Genomic DNA, 21,387 nt, shown 5'->3' on the forward strand with positions numbered 1-21,387 from the left:
GTGCTTTTAAATACTACGGATAAAGTTTTACCTCTTGCCATATTTAAATATAGGAAGAGTTAATAAAATATTGATTAACAATACATTTTTTTATACAAAAAAAAGAGGTAGCACTTATGCTACCTCAATAAATTATCTGGTCCTTTGAAAACCTAATTTGTATTATTCCCCTTCAAATATTGGTACACAAATGTAACAACCTTTTTCCGCTCTTTCCAAATCTTTTTTCCCATAATTCTCGCCTCCTGATACTACACAAGAGACAATTACCTCAAGCTCAATCGTATTATGCAATTGTACTCATATAAAGAAAATGGCTACCCGAAAATATATTTTATTATATAGGAAATTATTATAATTTACGTGTCTCTGGAACCATTATCGACACATACAGCTACCGTGATATTGAACCCATATTTAACCAGATCCTCTATGTATTGAAAACTTTATCCTATACCCGATGCCAAAACTCTATTCGCTGTCCCTGGCACTGCTTTTATCTCCATTGCAGCTAAAAGCGCAATATGCCGATACCGGAACAGGATCCCTCAAAGCGCAATCATACTGGTGCAACTGGTCCGGTTTTTCTATTACCCAGGGCGCCACCAGATCATTCACTACCAGTGATAGTCTCACCGTTACCGCCACCTTCTCCGATGTGGCCGGGGCTATGCCCATACCCAACTATATGTCTTACGCCGGCTACGATTTCCGTAATCCTTCCATCAAAGGCTCTTTAAATGCCACTGGCAGTTCTCACTTTAAAGTCGCCTTTACCGCCACCCGCAACAGTACTCCGGCCCCCGTTACCGTGGTGGTCATCCCTTCAGGTGGTACCAGCTTTACAAATGCCTGCGCCACAGAGCCATTATTACAAAGCGCTGCTACCGAAGTTAACATGCCATACAATGGAGCGCTCATTTTTGGTATTCTCGCAGCCTTTGACAGAGGAGACCTCCCTGCTTCTTACGGCTACGCTGCACATGAACTCACCTACGATTCCTGCACGTTAACCCCGCAAACAAATTACTACCTGGGTGCCATTGCTCCTGATGCAGATACTTTGAAGTCTGCTGATGATGGTGCTGATGAAGATGCTATTGCCACCTTTCCTCCATACACAGGAGGAGGCGCCTATGAGCTGGTCATCCCTGTAAAAGCGGTTGGCAAAGCATATGTTTCCGCATGGTTCGACTTCAATCGCAATGGTATTTTTGATTCGACCGAAATAGCAATAGATACTGTTACAACCGGTATTACAGCCACCCTGAAATGGGAGAACGTGCCATCCCGCCTGCCTGCAGGGAGAGTATCCCCCTGTGCTTTTCGTTTCCGTATCTCTGATAGCCTGCTTACCAGTCCTACAGGCTATGCACCTAATGGTGAAGTAGAAGATTACTTCATTTCACTCAATGCCCCCTGCGACGCGAAAGTGACAACGCTTGCAGACGTTATTCTGTGCGCCGGAAAGTCTACCCAACTAAGTGCGGCAGGCGCTACTACCTATCGATGGACACCTGCTGCAGGTCTCAATGCAGACACCGTCGCACAACCTGTTGCATCGCCTGCCGTCAGCACAAAATACACCGTCACTGGCACAGATGCCTATGGGTGCACCGGCACAACTTCTTTGACAGTCTCCGTCAATCCCTCCCCGGTCATTACCACCAGCCGGGATACCGCTATGTGCACCGGCACTACCATCCAGTTGTCCGGGGTTTCAGATATTCCTGCCAGTTATAGCTGGTGGCCTGCCAGCGGATTGAACAACACCACGATTGCCAACCCGGCAGCTTCTCCTCAAACGACGACTAATTATATCGTTACTGCATCTACCATCTATGGTTGCCGTACTTCGAAAACTATTCATATCGGTGTGACCCCCACACCTGTGTTTAAAGTCACACCTGATTCACCAGCTGTCTGCATTGGCCAATCGGTGATAATGACTGCCAGCAATGGCGATGAATACGCCTGGCTCACAGCTGAAGACTCGTTGCTTACTACCAGCTCCTCTCTCAATATATCTCCCCTGCATGATACTACTTTCAAAGTATACATTGCTGACTACACCTGTAAGATCGCTGATACGCTTGTGGTGCCCGTGATCGTCTACGATACACCCATCACTGCTATCGCCAAATCGGGCGATATCGACTGCGCGAATGCCAGTATCAATCTGAAAGCTACAGGAGGCATCTATTACACCTGGCAGGCGGCACCTGGTATCACCAATACTCATACTGCCAGCCCGGCTGTATCGCCGCTTGAAACTACCACTTATGAGGTTACTATTATGGATGGTCATGGATGTACCAATGTAGAGAATATCACCGTTCATGTGGACGTTGCGCTTGCGTTCACCCGCTATCCTATTCCGTCGGCCTTTACGCCCAACGGTGATGGTAAAAATGACTGCTTTGGGCTCAGGCGCTGGGGAGAGACTGCCTGGTTCGAATTTAATATCTTTAATCGCGGAGGTCATATTGTCTATACATCGAATACGCCAGATGCCTGCTGGGATGGCACTTTCAAAGGACAGCCGTTACCTGCGGGTAGTTATATTTACATGATTCGGGCCAGGACGATTTGTGGAGATGTCATAAGAAAAGGATCCATCCTCCTCATCCGTTGAGCTAAATCCATTTTGCAAAAAATAAATTTGGGGCTCATAGATATTTCCTATTTTAAGGGACTAAAAATCATGACCCTATGTTCAATAAAAAAAGGCGCCAGTTCCTGGCCAACGCAGGTAAAGCTGCTGCTCTCACCGGTATTGCTTCCCTGTCGGGCGCTGCGCTCTCTGCAAAACCAACAGAAAAGGTCTTTGTACACCATGTCTACTTCTGGCTCAACAATCCTGACAGTCAGGACGACAAAGCCAAATTGATTGAAGGCCTGCAAACCCTGGCTAAAACAGCCAAAACTATCAAACAGCATCACATTGGCGTCCCTTCTACTACCAACCGCGAAGTAATCGACCGGTCTTACCAGGTATCGTGGCTCCTGTTCTTTAAGAACAAAGCAGACCAGGATATTTATCAAACGGATCCAGCGCACCTGGCATTCGTTAAGAACTGCTCCGCCCTCTGGCAAAAGGTGATCGTTTACGATTCGGAGGATATCTAGCATTAACCGTTTATTAACCATAGAAGACAGGAATAATCCTTTATTTCGACCTATCAACCAAATACACGCAGCACACAACAACGTTATGTTAGAAACATATATGATGATCTGTATATGACATTAGTATACCGCTATTTGTATTACCATTATTACTTGTTGGCACAAAAATTTACAAAACGGTATGCTAGAGGAAATGCCGTTTTATATCTGACTGCAGTGGGTTTTATGGTGCTGTTACCATTTGTAATAGCCAGCTTTATTATGATCTTCGATCAGGTGTCTTATGGCTCCCTGTCGCTCATTTCAGCGGGATTTACCATCTTTATCTATATGGTTAACAGATGTTATTTCAGCCGTAAAACAGTGATTCGTAGAACTTATAAGGAATTTGCCCACCAAAGTGAGCAAGCCATACATGATGGACTCATTTTTGCCACCGGCCTCCTCATACTGGCCCCTGTGCTTTTTCTGCTGTTACTCGGCTTTATGTCGCTGCTTGACAGATAATAAAAAAGCAGCGGATCAATCCGCTGCTTTTTGTTTTTCCCTTTCCTATGTATAAAAAAATTACATCTGCATTCCGGAGTTAGTATCCATGCTGCTGTTGGCTTTACGCTTAAACAGACTTGCATCGATCTTACCAAAACGATACGCCAGATTCAATCTTACAAATTGTGGGTTACGCAGACGTGTATATTCCTGCGTGAAATATGTGCTGTAAGATACCTGATCTGTTTTCCTGCTGCGGAAAATGTCGTTCACACTCAGTGTTGCAGTCAGCGCTTTGCTCTTCAGGAAACTCTTCTTCAAGGCCAGGTCTATACCATAGAATCCTTTGATATAACCCTGTGAAGAGCTTTGTGCCTGCATCATTGGCGGACCGTCACCAAAGCCCTTCTGCTGATTAACCGGCAGGTTGGTTTTTGATTGATACGTACCTGTCAGCTGCAATTCAAAGCTGGCCGGCAGCCTGAAGTTACTGTTCACCTTTGCAAATACGCTCCACAGCGCATTGTTCTGTACTTCTGCCGTACCCGCATTGACCTTTGAATTGTATGCGTTGATATTCGTATTCATATCCCACCACTTCGTGAGGTAATTGACGAGTGTTACTTCCGCACCTGTTGTATAGCTATTCTTCGCATTGATATATGTATTTATGAGCGCGGTGCTACCGGTCGTTTCATCTTTCTGCGAATCGATGTAGCTGGTGATCGTATTCGTAGTACGCTTGTAATAACCAGATGCCATAAAGGTGCTGTTATTACTGAACGTCTTCATGTAAGATAACTCGAATGACTGTGTGAATTCTGGTACGAGTGCAGGGTTACCTTTTGTGATATTCAGTTTGTCGGTACTATCCGCAAATGGTATCAGCTGGAAAAAGTTAGGACGGTTGATTCTCCTTGTTACACTGAACTGTACTTCCTGGTTACCGGCCAGTTTCTGGCTCAGGAAGATCGTTGGGAACAAGCTTACCGGATAACTATTACTGAACTTCTCACCGGTGTTGATGAGTTTACCATCATAGTTGCTCCGCTCTGCACGCAGGCCCAGTTTATAGCTGAAGTTCTTTACACTGCTGCTGAACGTACCATATGCCGCAAAGATATTTTCATGATTCTCGTAGTTGCTGCTTGAGCTGGGAGACAGATCGTACTCACCGGTTGCATCATTGAAATAGTATACGGCATTTTTATTCAACGTATAGTTCAGCTGCGCACGTACACCGGCTTCCAGTTTGGATTTTGACGTCAGTTGTTTTACATAATCCGCCTGGCTAGTGATGTGGTACATTTTGCCATTACCATCAATTTTCTGAATTTGATTGTCTGTATAAGTACCTCCTTTTGCTGTATAATAATTGGTAGTATACAGTGAATTATTTTTGTTGGTACCACCAAAGTAATTGCTGGTGATACTCAGTTCATCGCCTTCGTGGGGAAACAGGTGTTTCATGGCCAGTTCCAGGCCATTCCCGTTGAACACTCTCTTCCCATCTGTAATACGACGGCTATAAGAGTTGGTAGTACCGGTATTGAACAGACTATCTGTAAAGATATCCAGTGTACTCTTTGGAGTCATTTCACCATGAACCTTCGTGCCTGTCAGGGAGAAAGTTGTTCTGTTATTCATGAAATAGTCCAGTCCTGCTCTGCCAAACATGAACCCGCCGCCGCCGGTTTGCGTATTCTCCTGCAATGTGTGCAGGTTAGGTGTAGTTGAGTAGTCCGTACGGTCGGTGTAACCGGTAGTCCGATCTCTGTTCTGGTGATACATCGCATTGGCACTAAGGTTAAATTTGCCCTGGCGTGCGTTAAAGTCTAAACCACCATTCACACCACCCCGGCTATCAACGCCTGCTCTGAGATTACCGTTGTAACCCGTCTTACGGTTTTTCTTCAGTACGATGTTCACAATACCTGCGCCACCACCCGAAGCGTCGTATTTTGCGCTGGGAGCTGTCATCACTTCCACACTTTCGATCGCATCTGCCGGAATCTGATCCAGGGTCAGGGTGGTAGGACGGCCATCCATGTACAATTGGGGGGTGGCATTGCGCATGGTCATATTACCATCTATATCTACGTTTACAGAAGGAACGTTTTTCATTACATCCTGCGCGGTACCACCTACGCTGGCAATGTTCTGCGTCACATCGAATACTTTCTTGTCCATTTCCACTTTCATCAGTGGTTTGGCAGCAGTGACGGTTACCTCGTTCAGCTGGCTGACGTCGGAAGTGAGTTTGATATTTCCCAGGTCCTTGTCAGCAGATGGTGGGCCACCACCCGCTTTCCTGAAAGATACTGTCTGAACATATTGTTTAAAACCGGTTGCAGAAATTTTCAGGATCAGCGGGCCAAATGTAGGTACCCCTTCAAGGCTGAAATCCCCGTTATTTTGTGTGATCGCTCCTTTTAACAACACATCTTTTTTAGTGCCGGTAGCGGAGTCAAATTTGTTCTGAAATACGATTACGGAAGTGTAGGGCAGGGGTTTCCCGTCACTATCCAGTACTTTGCCGTAGAGGTGGCCATTTGCGGCGGGTCTTCCCCCGCCAGGGAAGGCACCTGGGGGAGGAGTGCCACCCCCGGGCATTTGTGCATACGTTGCTACGGTAAAGGTCAACAGGGCGATTAGCCAAAAAATTCTTTGCATAACTTTCTTTTCTGATAAAGCAAAACTAATTGTAGAATTTAATTATGCATAGGCAAATGAGACAATAGGAAAAAATATGGCGACAAAAGGTAACTTCTTTTCATGTTCGGCCCGGCAAACAAAAAAAAAGGGTTTCGCCGCCCGGCAAAACCCTCCAATGACCTATTCGGCAGTGATTATTTAGTGCCCGTCAGCGCCGCTACGGATTCCCGGTAGTTATCTCCCACAGGCAGCTCCATTGTGCCGATAAATACGCTATTCTTCCTGATAGCAGTAATGTGCGCTACGGCAATGATATAGCTCTTATGAATCCTGATGAACTTAGCCGGATTCAGCTGCTCTTCTACCTGTTTTAACGGCATGCGGGTCACCACCGGTTTGGCGGTTCCCGTCATATGGATCCTGATATAGTCTTTCAGGGCCTCAATCCAGATGATATCCGCGATGTTGATCTTGAGCAGGCTGTAATCAGCATTCACAAAGAAAAACTCTGGCGAGGGAGCCGTTGTGGTAGCAGTAACCGGCTGGTGCTTCAACTGGAATAATTCCTTGGCCTTATTGCAGGCTTTGATAAACCTGGGTAGTGCTACCGGCTTAACCAGGTAATCCGTTACTTCCAGGTCAAAACCCTGCAAGGCATATTTCTCGTATGCCGTAATCAGGATGATCATCGGTTTATGTTGCAAACTCTGTATGAACTGTAATCCAGTCAAGCCTGGCATCTGGATATCGAGGAAGATCAGGTCTACTATATTTTCCTCCAGTACTTTAATGGCTTCAAACGCATCTGCACACTTCGCCACCAGTTCCAGATAAGGTACCTGTTTTATATTATCTTCCAATAAATCCAGCGCCAGTGGCTCATCATCTACTGCTATACAACGTAATACCATATTCGTAATTTATTAATGCAAATGTAATTGTAGAGATACTACGAACCATCCCTCTTTTTTATTGATCAATAACTGATAATTATCCCTGTACAAAAGGTTCAGCCTGCGTTTTACATTCGTCAGTCCGATCCCGGATGTCTTATCTTTTACCTCTTCAAATTCTTCATTGTATTTGTTCATCACAGAAAACTGCAGTAATCCCTGCCTCGCTCTTAATTCTATGTCTATCCTGGCATCGGGTATCATACCGGTACCATGCTTAAAGGCATTCTCTACAAAGGGGATAAGCAGCATCGGTTCTATTTCATACCCGTTTTCCGGCAGCTGGAGGTTCACGTTTACCTGTACCTTAGCCCCGAACCGCTGCTGCTGCAGGTCGATATAACTTTGCAGGTAATCCACCTCCTTGTCAAGTCCTACCTTGTCCTCATCCGTTTCATACAACATATATCTCATCAGGGAGGATAATTTAATCAGGGATGGCTCCAGCTGGTCCGATTGTTTCCTGGCAAGGGCCACCATATTGTTCAATACGTTGAACATAAAGTGGGGGCTTACCTGGGAGCGCAACAGGCTCAGCTCTGTCTTCAGGTTCTCGTTCTCCCTGTCACTGGCCATTTGTTCTGCCTCTACCTTGTCTTTCACGATCCTCCATGTAGTACTACAGGCAAGGATAAAGAGCAGGGTGAAGAAGCTGAAGAAGATGGTGGGTTTTAGATCAAACTCCTCCGATGAAATGAACAGGTTGACAAAAATCCATCTCACCAATACCTGTATGATCAGCATCAGGAATAGTACGCCACCATACTGCCACCATTTCTTTTTATAAACAAGTCTGGGTATTAATACGTTTGAATTAATGTAAAAGCAGCACGTCAGCAACACACAGTTTATAATAAAATGTATATGCCAGAGTGGGTCTTCCTGCCTGTGGCCCTGGTGTTTGTCAGGAGACGGGCGTAGTAAGTAAGGTAGTGAGAAGAGGGTGATCCATGCTACTGCATGCAGGAAGGGTTGTGCCCATTTCTTCGTGTACCAGGCGGGTATTATTTCATTTCGTGTAACAGTCATTACTTTATTCTTCCGTTATAACACCCCAAAAAAACTGAAAATATCCGGATTGTAAGATAAAATAGAGATGAATTACTCGTTTTTGGCGGCAAACTTGTACTTTTCTCTTAATATTGCTGTTAATATTTTGTTATAATCATATCCATGTCCAACCACTAGCAATAAAATCACTTCATCTTCAGGGTGAGTGTTCAGAATAACTATGGTGCAATCTAAGACCTTTAACCCTGCGAACAATTGGGAGGGCGCAATAGCAGCCGCTTTTGAAGATGGCTATGTTGTTGTTGATCACGCCGGCCAGATTGTGGCCTTTAATCTCTCCGCACTGGAGATCCTCCAGGTCTCTGAATCCCAGCTTCGCAATGCAGACTGGTGGAGGAGCCCGTCTGCGGGTGCTTTAGGGCATCTTCTGCAGGAAAAGATAGAATTCTCTGACCAAAAGGTCAGGCAGGAAGTCCCTCATAAAAAAGACTGCTGGTTGCGGGTTACCGGCAAAGTATTGCATACCTCCACAGAAACCGGATATATGATAATTTTCAGAGATGTGACAGGTTATCTGGAAGTGAACCGTTCACTGAACACCATCATCTCATCGCTGGACGATATCATTCTTGAAATGACCACTGATGGCATTATCCTGCATGTCTGGATGAACAGAACAACCCGCCTTACGCTACCCTGGATGGAGATGCAGGGAAAGCCGGCTAACAATTATATGCCTGACCAGTTAGTCATGGAGATCCAGCAGCTGATCGGGGAAGTAATGACCTCCGGGAACGAGGTAATCAGAGTGCTGCACGACCCACTGGGTAGAGATCAACAGGTATGGTACCGTATCCGCCTGCTCAAACCTGGTACCACAAACAATACAATTATCGTCACCATACACGATGTAACAGCCGAATACAAGGCTAATGAAGCGCTAAAAGAAGCCCGTACACAACTGGAAGACAGTCAGCAGATATTCAAAAGTGTTTTTGACTATTCTCCCACGGGCATCGCCCTTTTGTCAATTACAGGGCAGTGGCTGGATGTCAACGCTTCTCTGCTGGATACGCTGGGATATACCCGGGAGGAGATCTCCAGGCTGAGCGTAGCCGACCTGATTCATCCCGACGATATAGACAAAGCTGCTGCCCAGATTGAACTGATCCGGGACCGCAAGATCAATGCTTACAGGGCAGAGCGACGCTACCGGCATAAGGAGGGGCATTACATTTATATGTTCCTGGCTTGCTCGGCCATGCTAAATCCGGATGAAAGCATTCGCTACCTGATCCTTCAGATGATCGATGTGACAGAGCTTAAGCACCTGGATTCAGAAGCCAGAAAAAGGAATATTATTCTCCATGCGACATCTATAGACCTGCAGCAAAAGATCAAGCAACTCTTCGAAATCAACCAGATCATCGCTCACAACCTGCGCGGCCCCGCTTCCGCCCTTATTAGTTCGGTTGAATTACTACCAGAATTGACAAATATGGACGAACAGCAAATGCTGCTCTATCACATGAAAAATTCAGCTAATGCAATTTTAAACACCCTGAACGACCTAAAAGATGTACTGGCACAACATAGTAATACAGAGCTTCCCTTTACCAGTTGCAATGTGGAACATATAACAAAACATTTGTGGAGCTCCCTCAATCAACAGGTTGTGGAGAAAAATGCGCAGTTAAAAATGCTGTTTAGAGAACCAAGTATTGAGTATTCCCGCCCGTATCTGGAAAATATTTTATTTCATTTGATAAACAATGCATTAACTTATACCCGGCCGGAAGTTCCACCCGAAATTGTCGTCGAGACCTGGAAGGAAGATGATCAGATCGTGCTGATGGTCAGGGATAATGGCATAGGGATTGACCTTCAATTACACGGGGAGCAGTTGTTCAGGTATAAGAAGAAGTTTCATCGCGGTTATGTAAGTAACGGAGTGGGTCTTTTTATGATCAGGAATCAGATCCGGACTTTCGGTGGCAATATAGATGTAAAGAGTGAGGTTGGGAAAGGAAGTAGTTTCTTTGTTTATTTTAATAACCGGGTACACATATCGAAGGATGATGAATAAGATTAAAAATGTTTGCGTTGTTGATGATGACGAATTATTTCAATTTGTCATGCGGCAGCATTTTGAAAGGCTGGAACTGGTGGAAAAGATCCATAAGTTTACAGATGGAGAACAGGCACTGAATTATATCAAGCAAAACCTGAACGAGCCGGATAATCTACCGGATTTAATTCTGCTTGACGTCAATATGCCCTACATGGATGGGTGGCAGTTTATGCGGGAATACATGAAATTGCAGCTGCCTGAAGGAAAACACATAAAGGTTTATGTGCTGACAAGTTCAACACACGAGAGTGATCTGCAGCGGGCAAAAGAGTTCCCCTCACTGGCAGGTTATTTAGTGAAACCTATCGGGAAAAATATTATCAAAGAAATATTAACGGAACTGCTGCCTGCTTAACCGGTAGCTTATTTTAAGCTCTCCGGATGACAGGACTTAAGAAATACTCATTTGCCTACGGTAAATGAGTATTTTTTTGCAATTTTATGATACAAAGCCGGCCACCACCAGTGGAGCCAATATAGGTATTTCTCCTTACGGGCAATAATTACATGTTTTTTCCTCTTCGCTACGCCGTCCAATATGCGCGTCGCACATGCGCTTACCGGGATTCCCTTTAGCTGCGCCTCATCCATCACCCCATGTGCTTTACCACTCGCTGTAATTGCTGATAAAGACAACCCCGTCTGCACCCTGCCCGGACTCACAATCGTCACCGGCACATCCTGCTCCACCTGCAACGTCTCGAAATATCCCTTTAATGCATGCTTACTCGCCGCATACCCCGTTCTTCCCGGAAAGCCCATCAAGCCTGACATACTTCCAATCACAACCATATGTGCTTTACATACAGGCAATAAATACCCCGTAATGGCTACCGGCACAAAAAAATTAATTTCCATCAGCTGTCGGTATACCTCCAGTGGCGTCTCCACTGCCAGTGATCTCTGGCCCACTCCGGCAGCATGGATTACAATGTCAATATTCCCAAAGGCGGTCAGCGCATACCCCGTGAGTGCTGAGAGATCCGCGTCATACAGATCTGCGGCTAAAACGATGACATTTGTATCCAATCGTGCAGCCAGTGTTTCCAACTGCGCTTCCCGTCTTGCTGTCAGGATAAGTTTCGCCTTTTTTTCAGCTAACAGCACCGCCAGCGCTTCTCCGATTCCAGAAGAGGCTCCCGTAATCCAAACAACCTTACCCGTAAAATTTATATCATTCTCTTGCATGACCCTGATCATCTAATTAATAACTGCCGGACTGCATCTTTGCAACACAAGCTTAGTCACCATGAAAATAGAACAAATTTATACAGGATGTCTCGCACACGGGGCTTACTACATCGAAAGTGATGGAGTAGCTGCCATCATAGACCCGTTGCGTGAAGTGGCCCCTTATGTCCAGAAGGCCGCTTCAGCCGACGCCAGTATTAAGTATGTGCTGGAAACACATTTTCATGCTGACTTTGTATCCGGTCACCTGGAATTGTCCGCGATCACCGGCGCCACTATCGTATATGGCCCTACGGCACAACCAGGTTTTCCCGCCTATGTAGCAAACGACAATGAGTTTTTGTTCCTGGGCAAATGTACCATACAGGTGTTGCATACACCAGGTCACACACCCGAATCATCATCTTATCTATTATACGACGAGTTTAATAAACCGGTGGCCCTGTTCTCAGGAGATACCCTTTTTATTGGTGATGTAGGACGCCCTGATCTTGCCCAAAAGGCTGCCAATATGTCCAGGGAAGAATTAGCCGGTGTGCTGTTCGATTCCCTGCGCAATAAGATCATGACGCTACCCGGCGATATCATTGTATATCCCGGTCATGGCGCAGGTAGTTCCTGCGGCAAAAAAATGAGCCGTGAAACCACCGATACCCTGTCCAATCAGCTGGCAACTAACTATGCCCTGCGTGCAAACATGACCCGTGAAGAGTTTATTGCTGAAGTAACGAATGGTTTGACCACGCCGCCTGCTTACTTCCCGGAAAACGTGCGGTTGAACAAAGAAGGAGCAACTGATATTGGTACCGTAGTGTCACGTGGCTTACGCGCTTTAGTGCCCGACGATTTTGAAGTTACTGCCGGTGAAACGGGTGCGCTCATACTCGATGCACGCGATCCGGAAGAATTTGCGACCGGCTTTATACCCGGTGCTATCAATATTGGTATAGATGGCAGTTTTGCCCCATGGGCAGGCACCCTCATTCCCGATATTGAGCAACCTATCCTGATTGTAGCTCCCACAGGCCGTGAGGAAGAAGTAATCATCCGTCTTGCCAGAGTAGGATATGATTTCACCATGGGCTACCTGAAAGGAGGCATCCTCTCCTGGATGGAGGCGAATAAGCCAATAGACAGAATTATTACAGTAGAAGCCAGTTCCCTGACGGGGGGTGAACATATCGTGGACGTACGCCGTAAAAGTGAGTTTGACAGCGAACATGTAACCGGCGCTATTCATGCACCGCTGGATTATATTAATGACAGCATGGTGCTGCTGGATAAAGAAAAATTGTATTACGTACATTGTGCAGCAGGATACCGCTCCATGATGTTTATTTCTATACTTAAGGCCAGAGGTTACAACCACCTGGTAGATGTCAGAGGTGGACTCAAGGCGATCCGCGAGGCAAAGAGGCTTCACCTGACAGACTATGTGTGCCCCGTGACCCAACTCTGACGTTCTTCATAGACTATACAAATAAACCTGCAAGGAAGCTGACTAAGAAGATACCCTTCTGCCGGAGGATCATCTTTTGGGTTGGCTTCCATTTTTGTTTGCTGGCATGCTGATTGTTTTTACAATATAAAACTGATACGCATGAAAACATTAGGTCTCGTTCTTATTATCGCCGGTATTGCCATGATTGTCATCAGAGGCTTCTCTGTACAAACGCAAAAGAAGGTCGTTGACCTCGGCCCCGTAGAAATCAACAAAAAAGAAAACAAATGGATCGGATGGCCTACCTACGCAGGCGGTATCGTTGCGGTAGTAGGTGTAGTACTGGTTTTAGGCGCCAGGAAAAAATAATCCTTACATTTACAGGCATAAAAATAGGAACATATGCCTGAATTGAAGAACGGACAGTTGCACGTAGTCATCGCTGAAAAAGGAGCAGAGCTCCGGAAAGTAACCCGTACTGACCTGCAGCAGGATTATATCTGGAGTGCAGACCCTGCTTTCTGGGCTAAAACCAGCCCTGTATTATTTCCTATAGTGGGTACGGTGAAGAATAACACCTACACGTTTGAAGGAAAAAATTACACACTCAGCAGACACGGTTTTGCAAGGGACAATGTATTTGCTGTAACTTCCCAGAGCGATACACAGGTGACGTTTGAATTGAACAGCAATGAAGAGACCCTGAAAGTTTACCCCTTTCATTTTCGTTTTGCTGTCATTTATACAATTGATGGTGCTACACTCACAGTGACCTATCAGGTAGAAAATAAAGGTGCTTCAGATATGTATTTTTCTGTAGGTGCGCATCCCGCATTTAAGGTGCCTTTGGAAGAAGGTGTGACCTACGAAGATTACTACCTGGAATTTAACAAAGTGGAAAACACCCCTTTATACCTGCTATCTGCCGGTGGATTTGTGGAGACAACACCCGTGCCTTTCCTGGAGCATACGCAGCGCCTACCCCTGAAGAAGTCGCTGTTTTATAAGGACGCACTGGTATTTAAAGGTCTTTCTTCCAACGCAATCACTTTGAAAAGCGATAAAAAGCCACATGGCCTCACCCTGAAATATGACGGGTTCCCTTTCATGGGAATATGGGCAGCCATCGATGCAGACTTTGTTTGTATCGAACCTTGGTGTGGTGTGGCGGATAGTGTAGACGCAACGGGTGAATTGACAGAAAAAGAGGGTATTAATAAATTACCGGCCAGGCAGGTATTTGAAAGAAACTGGTCCGCCGATTTCTTTTAAACTGGTACGGTATTTTCTGGTGTTGTAATGAGAAAAACGACATGTCATGATACGAAAATTGAAAACCGGGAAGTATAGGATTTACTCCCGTAAGGTGGACCCTAAAACACAGAAACGCAAGAACCTTGGAACGTTTGATTCACTGGAAGATGCGAAGAAACATGAACAGGCGATACATTACTTTAAACAACAATAACAAACCTCCCTTCGGGGAGGTTTGTTTATTTTAATACATTTCAGTTTTCAGTCGATCTGCCCCCTCCGCTAAAAAATAATAGTACACTAATTTGGTGGACTAATATTTTTTACTATTTTTGCCTTCATATCACTGTAATTTATTCGTACAATGGCAAATACAGTACAGACCATTTATCATCAACCAGGATGTTCTAACTCAGCCAACCGCTGTTGTTGCCGCTAATTGTATTCTCTTCCATTAATCACCCTTTTGATAGTAATAATCCTAACACGCCTTCCTATGTTCCTCACAAGAGATATGGGAACGCCTCAAAATTGTAACATGCACAGTCATCTACATAACAAAGGCACGCCTTAGTGCCCTGAAAAAAGAAAGCCGGTAACTGCGGGAACAGTCACCGGCCGGATTTTAACAAGGCTCGTTATCGCACTACTCAACGACTCACACCGTTGGGCAGGCACCTTATTTTCTAATCGCTAACTGCAAATTTAATGAAAAAAGTTCTCTTGCTCATCTCACTTACGCTGGGATTTGCACCTGTAACGTCGTATGCACAAACAGTGAATGAACCAGTCATCAACTCCACACTCACCGGCATTGTCGTAGACAGTAAGTCACAAACCCCGCTCATCGGGGCTTTGGTCAGAATTAAAGGGACTACCAACCAGGTACTCACAGACAGTAAAGGAAAGTTCTTCTTCAAAACAGGACAAAAACTTCCCTATGTACTCGAAGCTGCTTACATAGGTTATAAAAAACAGGAGATTGAAGCCTCCACATCACCGCTCACGATCTCACTTGTAGAAAATGAAAGCCAGCTGAATGAAGTGGTGGTGGTAGGTTATGGTACCCAGCGCAAAAGTGACCTGACCGGCGCTGTAGCAAGCGTTAACAAAGGGTTGCTGTCACAACCGGCGGCTTCGTTCGATAACCTGCTGCAGGGTTCCGTGCCGGGAATAAACGTCACCCAAAGCTCCGGAGCGCCAGGTGCTACCGCTACTATCCGTGTCAGGGGAGGTAATTCTATCAGCTTCGGAAATGCCCCGCTCTACGTCATCGATGGCTTTATTATTTATAACAACAACGATAATGTGAATACCGGCGCCTCCAACGGCGTAGGCGTCAATGCGCTCTCTACCATCAACCCCAGCGATATAGAAAGTATCGAAATACTCAAAGATGCGTCTGCTACAGCTATCTATGGCTCACGCGGTGCGAACGGTGTAGTGGTGATCACTACTAAAAGAGGTAAACGCGGCCGCGACGAGATTAGTTATAGCACCTACTTTGGCCAGCAACAGGTACGCAAGAAACTGCATCTCCTCAACGCTTCTCAATGGGCCTCCCTCATCAACGATGTGAATGAAAGCACCGGCAGCGCCAAGACCTACAGCGACTCCGCCATCACGGCCCTCGGCGCAGGTACTGACTGGCAGTCTGCCGCTTTGCGCAAAGGCCCTATTCAAAACCATGAACTCTCCGTATCCGGTGGGGACGATAAATCAAGATACCTCATCTCCGGCAACTACTTCAACCAGGATGGTATCATTGTGAATACCGGTTTTAAACGCTACTCCGGCAGGATCAACTACGAAAGAAATATTGGTGACAAACTGAAGGTCTCGGCAAATATCTTCGGTAGCCAGTCGATCGAAGATAAACTCTACGGTAATGCCTATAACAGCATCAATTTTCAGAATACTGCCTTCGCTAACCTGCTGCAGGTATCGCCTGTAGTACCTGTTTACAATGCAGATGGCAGCTACTACACAGCCAGTCCTTATTCCTCTATTCCTACCAACCCTATTCAGGATTTTAAGTCTACTATCAACCGTACTTATATCCGTCGTATTCTCGGCAACGCTTCTGCTGAATACAAGATCCTCAAAGAATTGACACTCAAAGTTACCGGCGGTACAGACCTCATTAATACCAAACAAAACTATTACTCACCCAGCTATGCCGGTTCTCCAGGCGGTAGCAGCACCGGTTATGCTTCACAAGGCTATGCATCTGTAGGTAGTATTGCCGCCAGCACCTGGATCAATGAAAATACACTGACCTGGGATCATACTTTTAGTGACAAGCACTTCCTGAATGTATTGGCCGGATATACCACCCAACACCAGGAAGATCAGTCGGCCGTAGCCAGTGCACAGAAGTTCCCAAACGACCTCACTACCTTCAATAACCTGAACTATGCAGGAACAGCTGTACTCTCTACTTCCGATGCACATGAATCTTCCCTGAATTCCTACCTCGCCAGAGCCAGTTATTCCTACAACCATATCTACAATGTAACGATCTCACTCCGTGCAGATGGGTCTTCCAAACTGGGTAAGAATAACAGGTGGGGATATTTCCCTTCCCTCGGTCTCTCCTGGAATGCAGGCAGGGAAAGCTTCTTCCGTCCTGCCAGTCAGGTCGTAAATGACCTGAAACTGCGTGCGTCTGCAGGTCGCACCGGTAACTCTGAAGTACCGCCATATAGCTCACTCGCAGCACTGTCTCCGAGCAACTACTATTTCAATGGTACACTTGTTACAGGTATCGCACCTACGCAGATCGCCAATCCGAATCTGAAATGGGAAACGACTACCCAATACAATGTAGGATTGGATGCCGGCTTCTTTAACAACCGTCTCACCTTTACCTTCGATGCGTACTATAAGAAGACAACCGACCTGCTGCTGAACGTGCCTTTCCCGCTCTACTCCGGTTATTCCAGCGTATTGCAGAACGTGGGTAGCGTAGAAAATAAAGGGATTGAACTAAGCCTCTCATCTGATAATATCAAAAACAGCGCTTTCACCTGGAAGACCACTGCGGTATTTGCTGCCAACAGGAACAAGATCCTGAGTCTTGGTCAGGGTACTGACTACTACTTCCCGCTGGCGCCCACAGGGTATGTGTCTCCTGTGATCGTAAAAGTAGGTTTGCCGGTGGGTAGCTTCTGGGGGTATAACACTGCCGGCCTGCTCACTGCTGCTGATATAGCGAAAGGGGTACCCTACCTCTCCGGGGTATCTCAACAGGTAGGTGATACCAGGTATGTAGACACTAATGGAGATGGCGCTATCACTACTGCTGATAAACATTACCTGGGCAGTGCACAGCCAAAGTTCACCTTCGGCCTCAATAATACCTTTGCATACAAAGGCTTTGATCTGTCCCTGTTCTTCCAGGGATCTTATGGCAATAAGATCTTCAACTTCCTCCAGCAGAAACTCGAGATCCCTACACTGTCGCTGAATGCCTCTGCCACTTTGCTGGACAGATACAGCGCTACCAATCCTAATGGCAAAGTTGCCAAAGCCACCAATGCACCAGTTGCACAGGTGACTGACAGGTATATAGAAAATGGTTCTTACGTAAAACTGAAAACACTGTCCTTAGGCTACACCATTCCCCGCGAGGTGATCCGCCAGCTACATATCAATCAGCTCAGAGTCTATGTGACCGCTCAGAATATCTGGACATGGACTAAATACACCGGCCTCGATCCTGAAGTGAATTTCTTTGATAGTGACAATACCAAGCAAGGTATTGATTACGGAGCCTATCCCAGCACAAAAGGTTACCTCGCCGGGCTGAGTCTGACATTCTAAAATAAACAACCATGAAAAAATCATTCATTATATTTTCATTACTCTTCGCTGCAGCCTGCAACAAGCTGGAGGAAGATCCGAATTCTATCGTCACGGCATCGCAGTTCTATAAAACAAAGTCAGATGCTATATCTGCAGTAGCAGCAGTGTACAGCACACTCAATACTGATGCTGCAGGCGACTTTGTGATCTATGGTCGTAACCTGAACCTCCTGACCGGTAATGGCAGCGATGATCAGATCTTTAGCCCCTCCAATACCAATCCGGATGTACGTGCATTAGGTACGGCTACTTATGTACCCGCCAATGACCGTATCAAAAAGAACTGGCAGCAACACTACTTTGGCATCAGTCGTGCCAATGTGGCGATTGATAATATTCCCAATATAGATTTTGATACGGCAACCCGTGCAAGGTTAGTACGTGAAGCTAAATTCATCAGGGGCTTACTATATTTTAATATCGTGCGGCTTTGGGGAGATGCGCCACTGGTACTCCATGATCCTACAAGCATAGATGTCAATGCACAAAAGATCAAACGTAGCCCGAAAGATACCATCTATGCTCAGATCATTTCAGATTTAAATGAGGCTACGTTATTGCCTAAAACTTATACAGGTGCTGATATCGGCCGCGCTACCAGTGGTGCAGCACATGCTTTGCTGGCCAAGGTTTACCTCACCAGGAGAGAATGGACCAAAGCCGAAACAGAGCTAACGACTGTCATTAATGGCGGCTATGGTTATGCCTTATTCGATAGCTTCCTCGATGTATTTCAGCAGGCTACAAAAAATGGGAAGGAACATATCTTCTCTGTACAATTTGGCACTAATCTCGGTGCAAAGAATAGTACAAATTCTCTGAGTAGCGGCAACTTCGGGTCTTTTAATCCAGCTGTATATCCCGGTGATCAGCCCGCAGATAGTAGCCTGTATCAATTGTTTGCCAGCTTTGATACCCGTCGTGCTGTTACCTTCTTTACACAGCTGTATAACTCAGCCACCGGTAAGTATGTCCAATTTGGTGCTGCACGCTTTGCCAAGTTCATAGACTATTCCATTTCTCCATTGACAAATCAGTCTATCAGCGGGATTAACTATCCGGTGATCCGCTATGCGGACGTACTCTTAATGCAGGCAGAAGTATTAAATGAAATCAATGGTCCTACCGTCGATGCCTATGCCGCGATCAACCAGGTGAGAGCAAGGGCAAAGATCAGTAACCTCACAGCTGGTTTGAGTCAGGCAGATTTTCGGGACTCCGTATTTCTTGAAAGAAGAAAAGAGTTCATTCAGGAAGGCAATCGTTGGTTCGATCTGTCCAGAAGGGGCGGCACTTACCTCTATGATGCCCTGAAGAAATATCCTTTGAAAACAGGGGCTGCTGTCAAAGATACACTCTTCCCGATTCCCCAGTCTGAAATAGATATTAATAATGAACTGACACAAAATCCTGGTTGGTAAAAAATACAAAACTTCATCAATGAAAAAACAATTTTTAGCCGCTGCTGTCATGCTCTCTTCGCTCGCTACGACGGCTCAGACTTATAAGGGCACAGTAGGCCGCACCCTCGCTGAATCCAAAGAGTGGTGGCCGGAACCTGTGCGACCACCACAAGGTGCGCCCAATGTGTTACTTGTATTATTGGATGATGTAGGATTTGGTGCCAGCAGTGCATTTGGTGGTTTGATCAGCACGCCTACATTCGATAGCCTGGCTGCCAACGGACTTCGTTATACCAACTTCCACACCGCTGCGATTTGTGCGCCAACCCGTGCTGCCCTGCTTACTGGCAGGAACCAGCACTTTGTACACATGGGTGGTTTTGCACACTACTTCTCATCAGCCGGTTTTCCTGGCTGGGATGGCCGTATTCCCAGCACTTCAGGTACCATTGCTGAAGTGCTGAAAAATGCCGGCTACAATACTTTTGCAGTAGGTAAGTATGGGGTAACACCTGATGAAGATACTTCCGATGCCGGACCTTTCGACTACTGGCCTTCCGGTAAAGGGTTCGAACATTTCTTTGGCTTCCTGGGTTCGCAGACAGATCAGTATAAACCTGCGCTCGCGGAAGACAATGTAAACATTCTACCCGATGGCCGCCACTTCAGCGAACAGCTTACGGACAAAGCGATCAGCTATATTGCCCGCCAGCAAAAAGCGGCACCCGGTAAACCATTTTTCCTCTACTATGCCCCTGCAGCTACGCATGCTCCGCATCAGGTACCTGCTGACTGGCGCGATAAGTACAAAGGACAGTTCGACGAAGGTTGGGATGTATACCGCCAGAAGGTATTTGCTAACCAGAAAAAGCTGGGTATCATTCCTGCCAACGCCACATTGCCGGCACGCAATGCACGTATCAAAGCATGGAACAGTCTCAGACCAGATGAACAAAAATTGTATGCGCGATTCTTCGAAGTATATGCTGCTTATCTCACCTACACCGATTACCAGGTGGGCCGCGTGATCGATTACTTAAAAAGCATCAATCAGCTCGATAATACCCTCATATACGTGGTGATCGGCGATAACGGTGCCAGTAAGGAAGGTACCGATGAAGGGGTCGTATCCGCAAAGCAAACACCCCGCGGCAATAAAAACCTGACCCGTGAAGCAGCTGTCAGATACAACGAAGAAAACATTGCGCTCATTGGGACGCCGGAGTCAGATGCCAACTATCCGCTAGGTTGGGCACAGGCCACCAACACACCGTTCAAATTCTGGAAGCAGGATGCACATGCAGAAGGAGGGACCCGCAATCCACTGATCGTGTTCTATCCTAAAAAGATCAGGGATAAAGGGGCTTTGCGCACACAGTACGGTTATGTAACAGATATTCTTCCTACTACGCTGGAGGTAACAGGTGTACCATTCCCTGCATCTATCAAAGGCATCACGCAGGATACCTTACAGGGAACCTCACTGGCTTATTCTTTTGATCATGCAAATGCGCCTACCCGTCACAATGAACAATACTATTACATCTTTGGTTCCCGTGCAGTGTACAAAGATGGATGGAAAGCAGCAGTTGCCCACCACCCGGATTACATTGATCTGAATGAATTTGCCGATGCAAAACATGACATACAGCGAGATTATGATAAAGAGGAGTGGGAGCTCTATAATCTGAATGAAGACTTCAACGAACAGAACAACCTGGCTAAGAAGTATCCCGAAAAACTGGCTGAGTTGAAGAAGCAGTTTGAAGAAGATGCAAAGAAATATCACATCTATCCATTCATTGACTGGGAAGATGTCTTTACTGGAAAATTGATTAATGCAAGAAAAGTAAAACGATAAGT

At 46.0% G+C, this 21,387-nt stretch carries 16 protein-coding genes; 12 read left to right on the top strand and 4 right to left on the bottom strand.

Annotated elements, in window-relative coordinates; translation table 11 throughout:
- The first annotated feature begins 460 nt into the window (after positions 1 to 460).
- The 3 genes from ABDW33_RS25850 to ABDW33_RS25860 all read left to right on the top strand — a co-directional run bounded on the left by ABDW33_RS25850 (position 461) and on the right by ABDW33_RS25860 (position 3,636).
- Entirely contained in the window at positions 461 to 2,635 is a 2,175-nt protein-coding gene (locus ABDW33_RS25850; RefSeq protein WP_343693001.1) for a gliding motility-associated C-terminal domain-containing protein, read from the top strand.
- A gap of 77 nt (positions 2,636 to 2,712) precedes the next feature.
- A complete protein-coding gene (locus ABDW33_RS25855) occupies positions 2,713 to 3,129 on the top strand; it encodes a Dabb family protein (RefSeq protein WP_343693002.1) in 417 nt (138 codons plus the stop codon).
- 261 nt (positions 3,130 to 3,390) lie between these two features.
- The gene (locus tag ABDW33_RS25860; protein ID WP_343693003.1) at positions 3,391 to 3,636 is read left to right on the top strand and encodes a hypothetical protein; all 246 of its coding nucleotides are present in this window, start codon (positions 3,391 to 3,393) and stop codon (positions 3,634 to 3,636) included.
- Between the two features lie 60 nt (positions 3,637 to 3,696).
- On the opposite strand, the gene ABDW33_RS25865 is transcribed toward ABDW33_RS25860, so the two are convergent.
- From ABDW33_RS25865 to ABDW33_RS25875, 3 genes are all read right to left on the bottom strand, one after another.
- On the bottom strand, positions 3,697 to 6,291 hold the full coding sequence (locus tag ABDW33_RS25865) for an outer membrane beta-barrel family protein (RefSeq protein WP_343693004.1): 2,595 nt from the start codon (positions 6,289 to 6,291) through the stop codon (positions 3,697 to 3,699).
- 176 nt (positions 6,292 to 6,467) lie between these two features.
- Positions 6,468 to 7,184: a LytTR family DNA-binding domain-containing protein gene (locus tag ABDW33_RS25870; RefSeq protein WP_343693005.1), complete on the bottom strand. Its 717-nt coding sequence runs from the start codon at positions 7,182 to 7,184 to the stop codon at positions 6,468 to 6,470.
- A gap of 12 nt (positions 7,185 to 7,196) precedes the next feature.
- Complete coding sequence (locus ABDW33_RS25875; protein WP_343693006.1) at positions 7,197 to 8,255, bottom strand: histidine kinase; 1,059 nt, start codon at positions 8,253 to 8,255, stop codon at positions 7,197 to 7,199.
- Between the two features lie 202 nt (positions 8,256 to 8,457).
- Between ABDW33_RS25875 and ABDW33_RS25880 the strand changes: the two genes are divergently transcribed.
- Both ABDW33_RS25880 and ABDW33_RS25885 read left to right on the top strand, forming a co-directional pair.
- Entirely contained in the window at positions 8,458 to 10,323 is a 1,866-nt protein-coding gene (locus tag ABDW33_RS25880; protein WP_343693007.1) for a PAS domain S-box protein, read from the top strand.
- Positions 10,316 to 10,723, top strand: coding sequence for a response regulator (locus tag ABDW33_RS25885; RefSeq protein ID WP_343693008.1), 408 nt, complete (start codon positions 10,316 to 10,318; stop codon positions 10,721 to 10,723). Before ABDW33_RS25880 ends, ABDW33_RS25885 begins: the two co-directional genes overlap by 8 nt.
- 47 nt (positions 10,724 to 10,770) lie before the next feature.
- Here the strand turns inward: ABDW33_RS25885 and ABDW33_RS25890 are convergent, their stop codons facing one another.
- Complete coding sequence (locus tag ABDW33_RS25890; protein WP_343693009.1) at positions 10,771 to 11,556, bottom strand: SDR family NAD(P)-dependent oxidoreductase; 786 nt, start codon at positions 11,554 to 11,556, stop codon at positions 10,771 to 10,773.
- 61 nt (positions 11,557 to 11,617) lie between these two features.
- Here ABDW33_RS25890 and ABDW33_RS25895 point away from each other — a divergent pair, with 61 nt between their 5' ends.
- The 7 genes from ABDW33_RS25895 (at position 11,618) to ABDW33_RS25925 (ending at position 21,385) form a co-directional block, all read left to right on the top strand.
- Positions 11,618 to 13,018, top strand: coding sequence for an MBL fold metallo-hydrolase (locus tag ABDW33_RS25895; protein WP_343693010.1), 1,401 nt, complete (start codon positions 11,618 to 11,620; stop codon positions 13,016 to 13,018).
- 141 nt (positions 13,019 to 13,159) lie between these two features.
- Entirely contained in the window at positions 13,160 to 13,369 is a 210-nt protein-coding gene (locus tag ABDW33_RS25900) for a hypothetical protein (RefSeq protein ID WP_116854888.1), read from the top strand.
- 33 nt (positions 13,370 to 13,402) lie between these two features.
- The gene (locus tag ABDW33_RS25905; RefSeq protein ID WP_343693011.1) at positions 13,403 to 14,272 is read left to right on the top strand and encodes an aldose 1-epimerase family protein; all 870 of its coding nucleotides are present in this window, start codon (positions 13,403 to 13,405) and stop codon (positions 14,270 to 14,272) included.
- 46 nt (positions 14,273 to 14,318) lie between these two features.
- The gene (locus tag ABDW33_RS25910) at positions 14,319 to 14,468 is read left to right on the top strand and encodes a hypothetical protein (RefSeq protein WP_343693012.1); all 150 of its coding nucleotides are present in this window, start codon (positions 14,319 to 14,321) and stop codon (positions 14,466 to 14,468) included.
- Positions 14,469 to 14,962: 494 nt separating this feature from the next.
- The gene (locus ABDW33_RS25915; RefSeq protein WP_343693013.1) at positions 14,963 to 18,079 is read left to right on the top strand and encodes a TonB-dependent receptor; all 3,117 of its coding nucleotides are present in this window, start codon (positions 14,963 to 14,965) and stop codon (positions 18,077 to 18,079) included.
- A gap of 11 nt (positions 18,080 to 18,090) precedes the next feature.
- Positions 18,091 to 19,542 (top strand): RagB/SusD family nutrient uptake outer membrane protein, encoded by a 1,452-nt coding sequence (locus ABDW33_RS25920; protein ID WP_343693014.1) that lies wholly within the window; start codon positions 18,091 to 18,093, stop codon positions 19,540 to 19,542.
- A 19-nt stretch (positions 19,543 to 19,561) separates the two neighbouring features.
- A complete protein-coding gene (locus ABDW33_RS25925; RefSeq protein WP_343693015.1) occupies positions 19,562 to 21,385 on the top strand; it encodes a sulfatase-like hydrolase/transferase in 1,824 nt (607 codons plus the stop codon).
- The last annotated feature ends 2 nt before the right edge of the window (positions 21,386 to 21,387 follow it).

The organism is Chitinophaga sp. (assembly GCF_039596155.1).
Lineage (GTDB): Bacteria > Bacteroidota > Bacteroidia > Chitinophagales > Chitinophagaceae > Chitinophaga.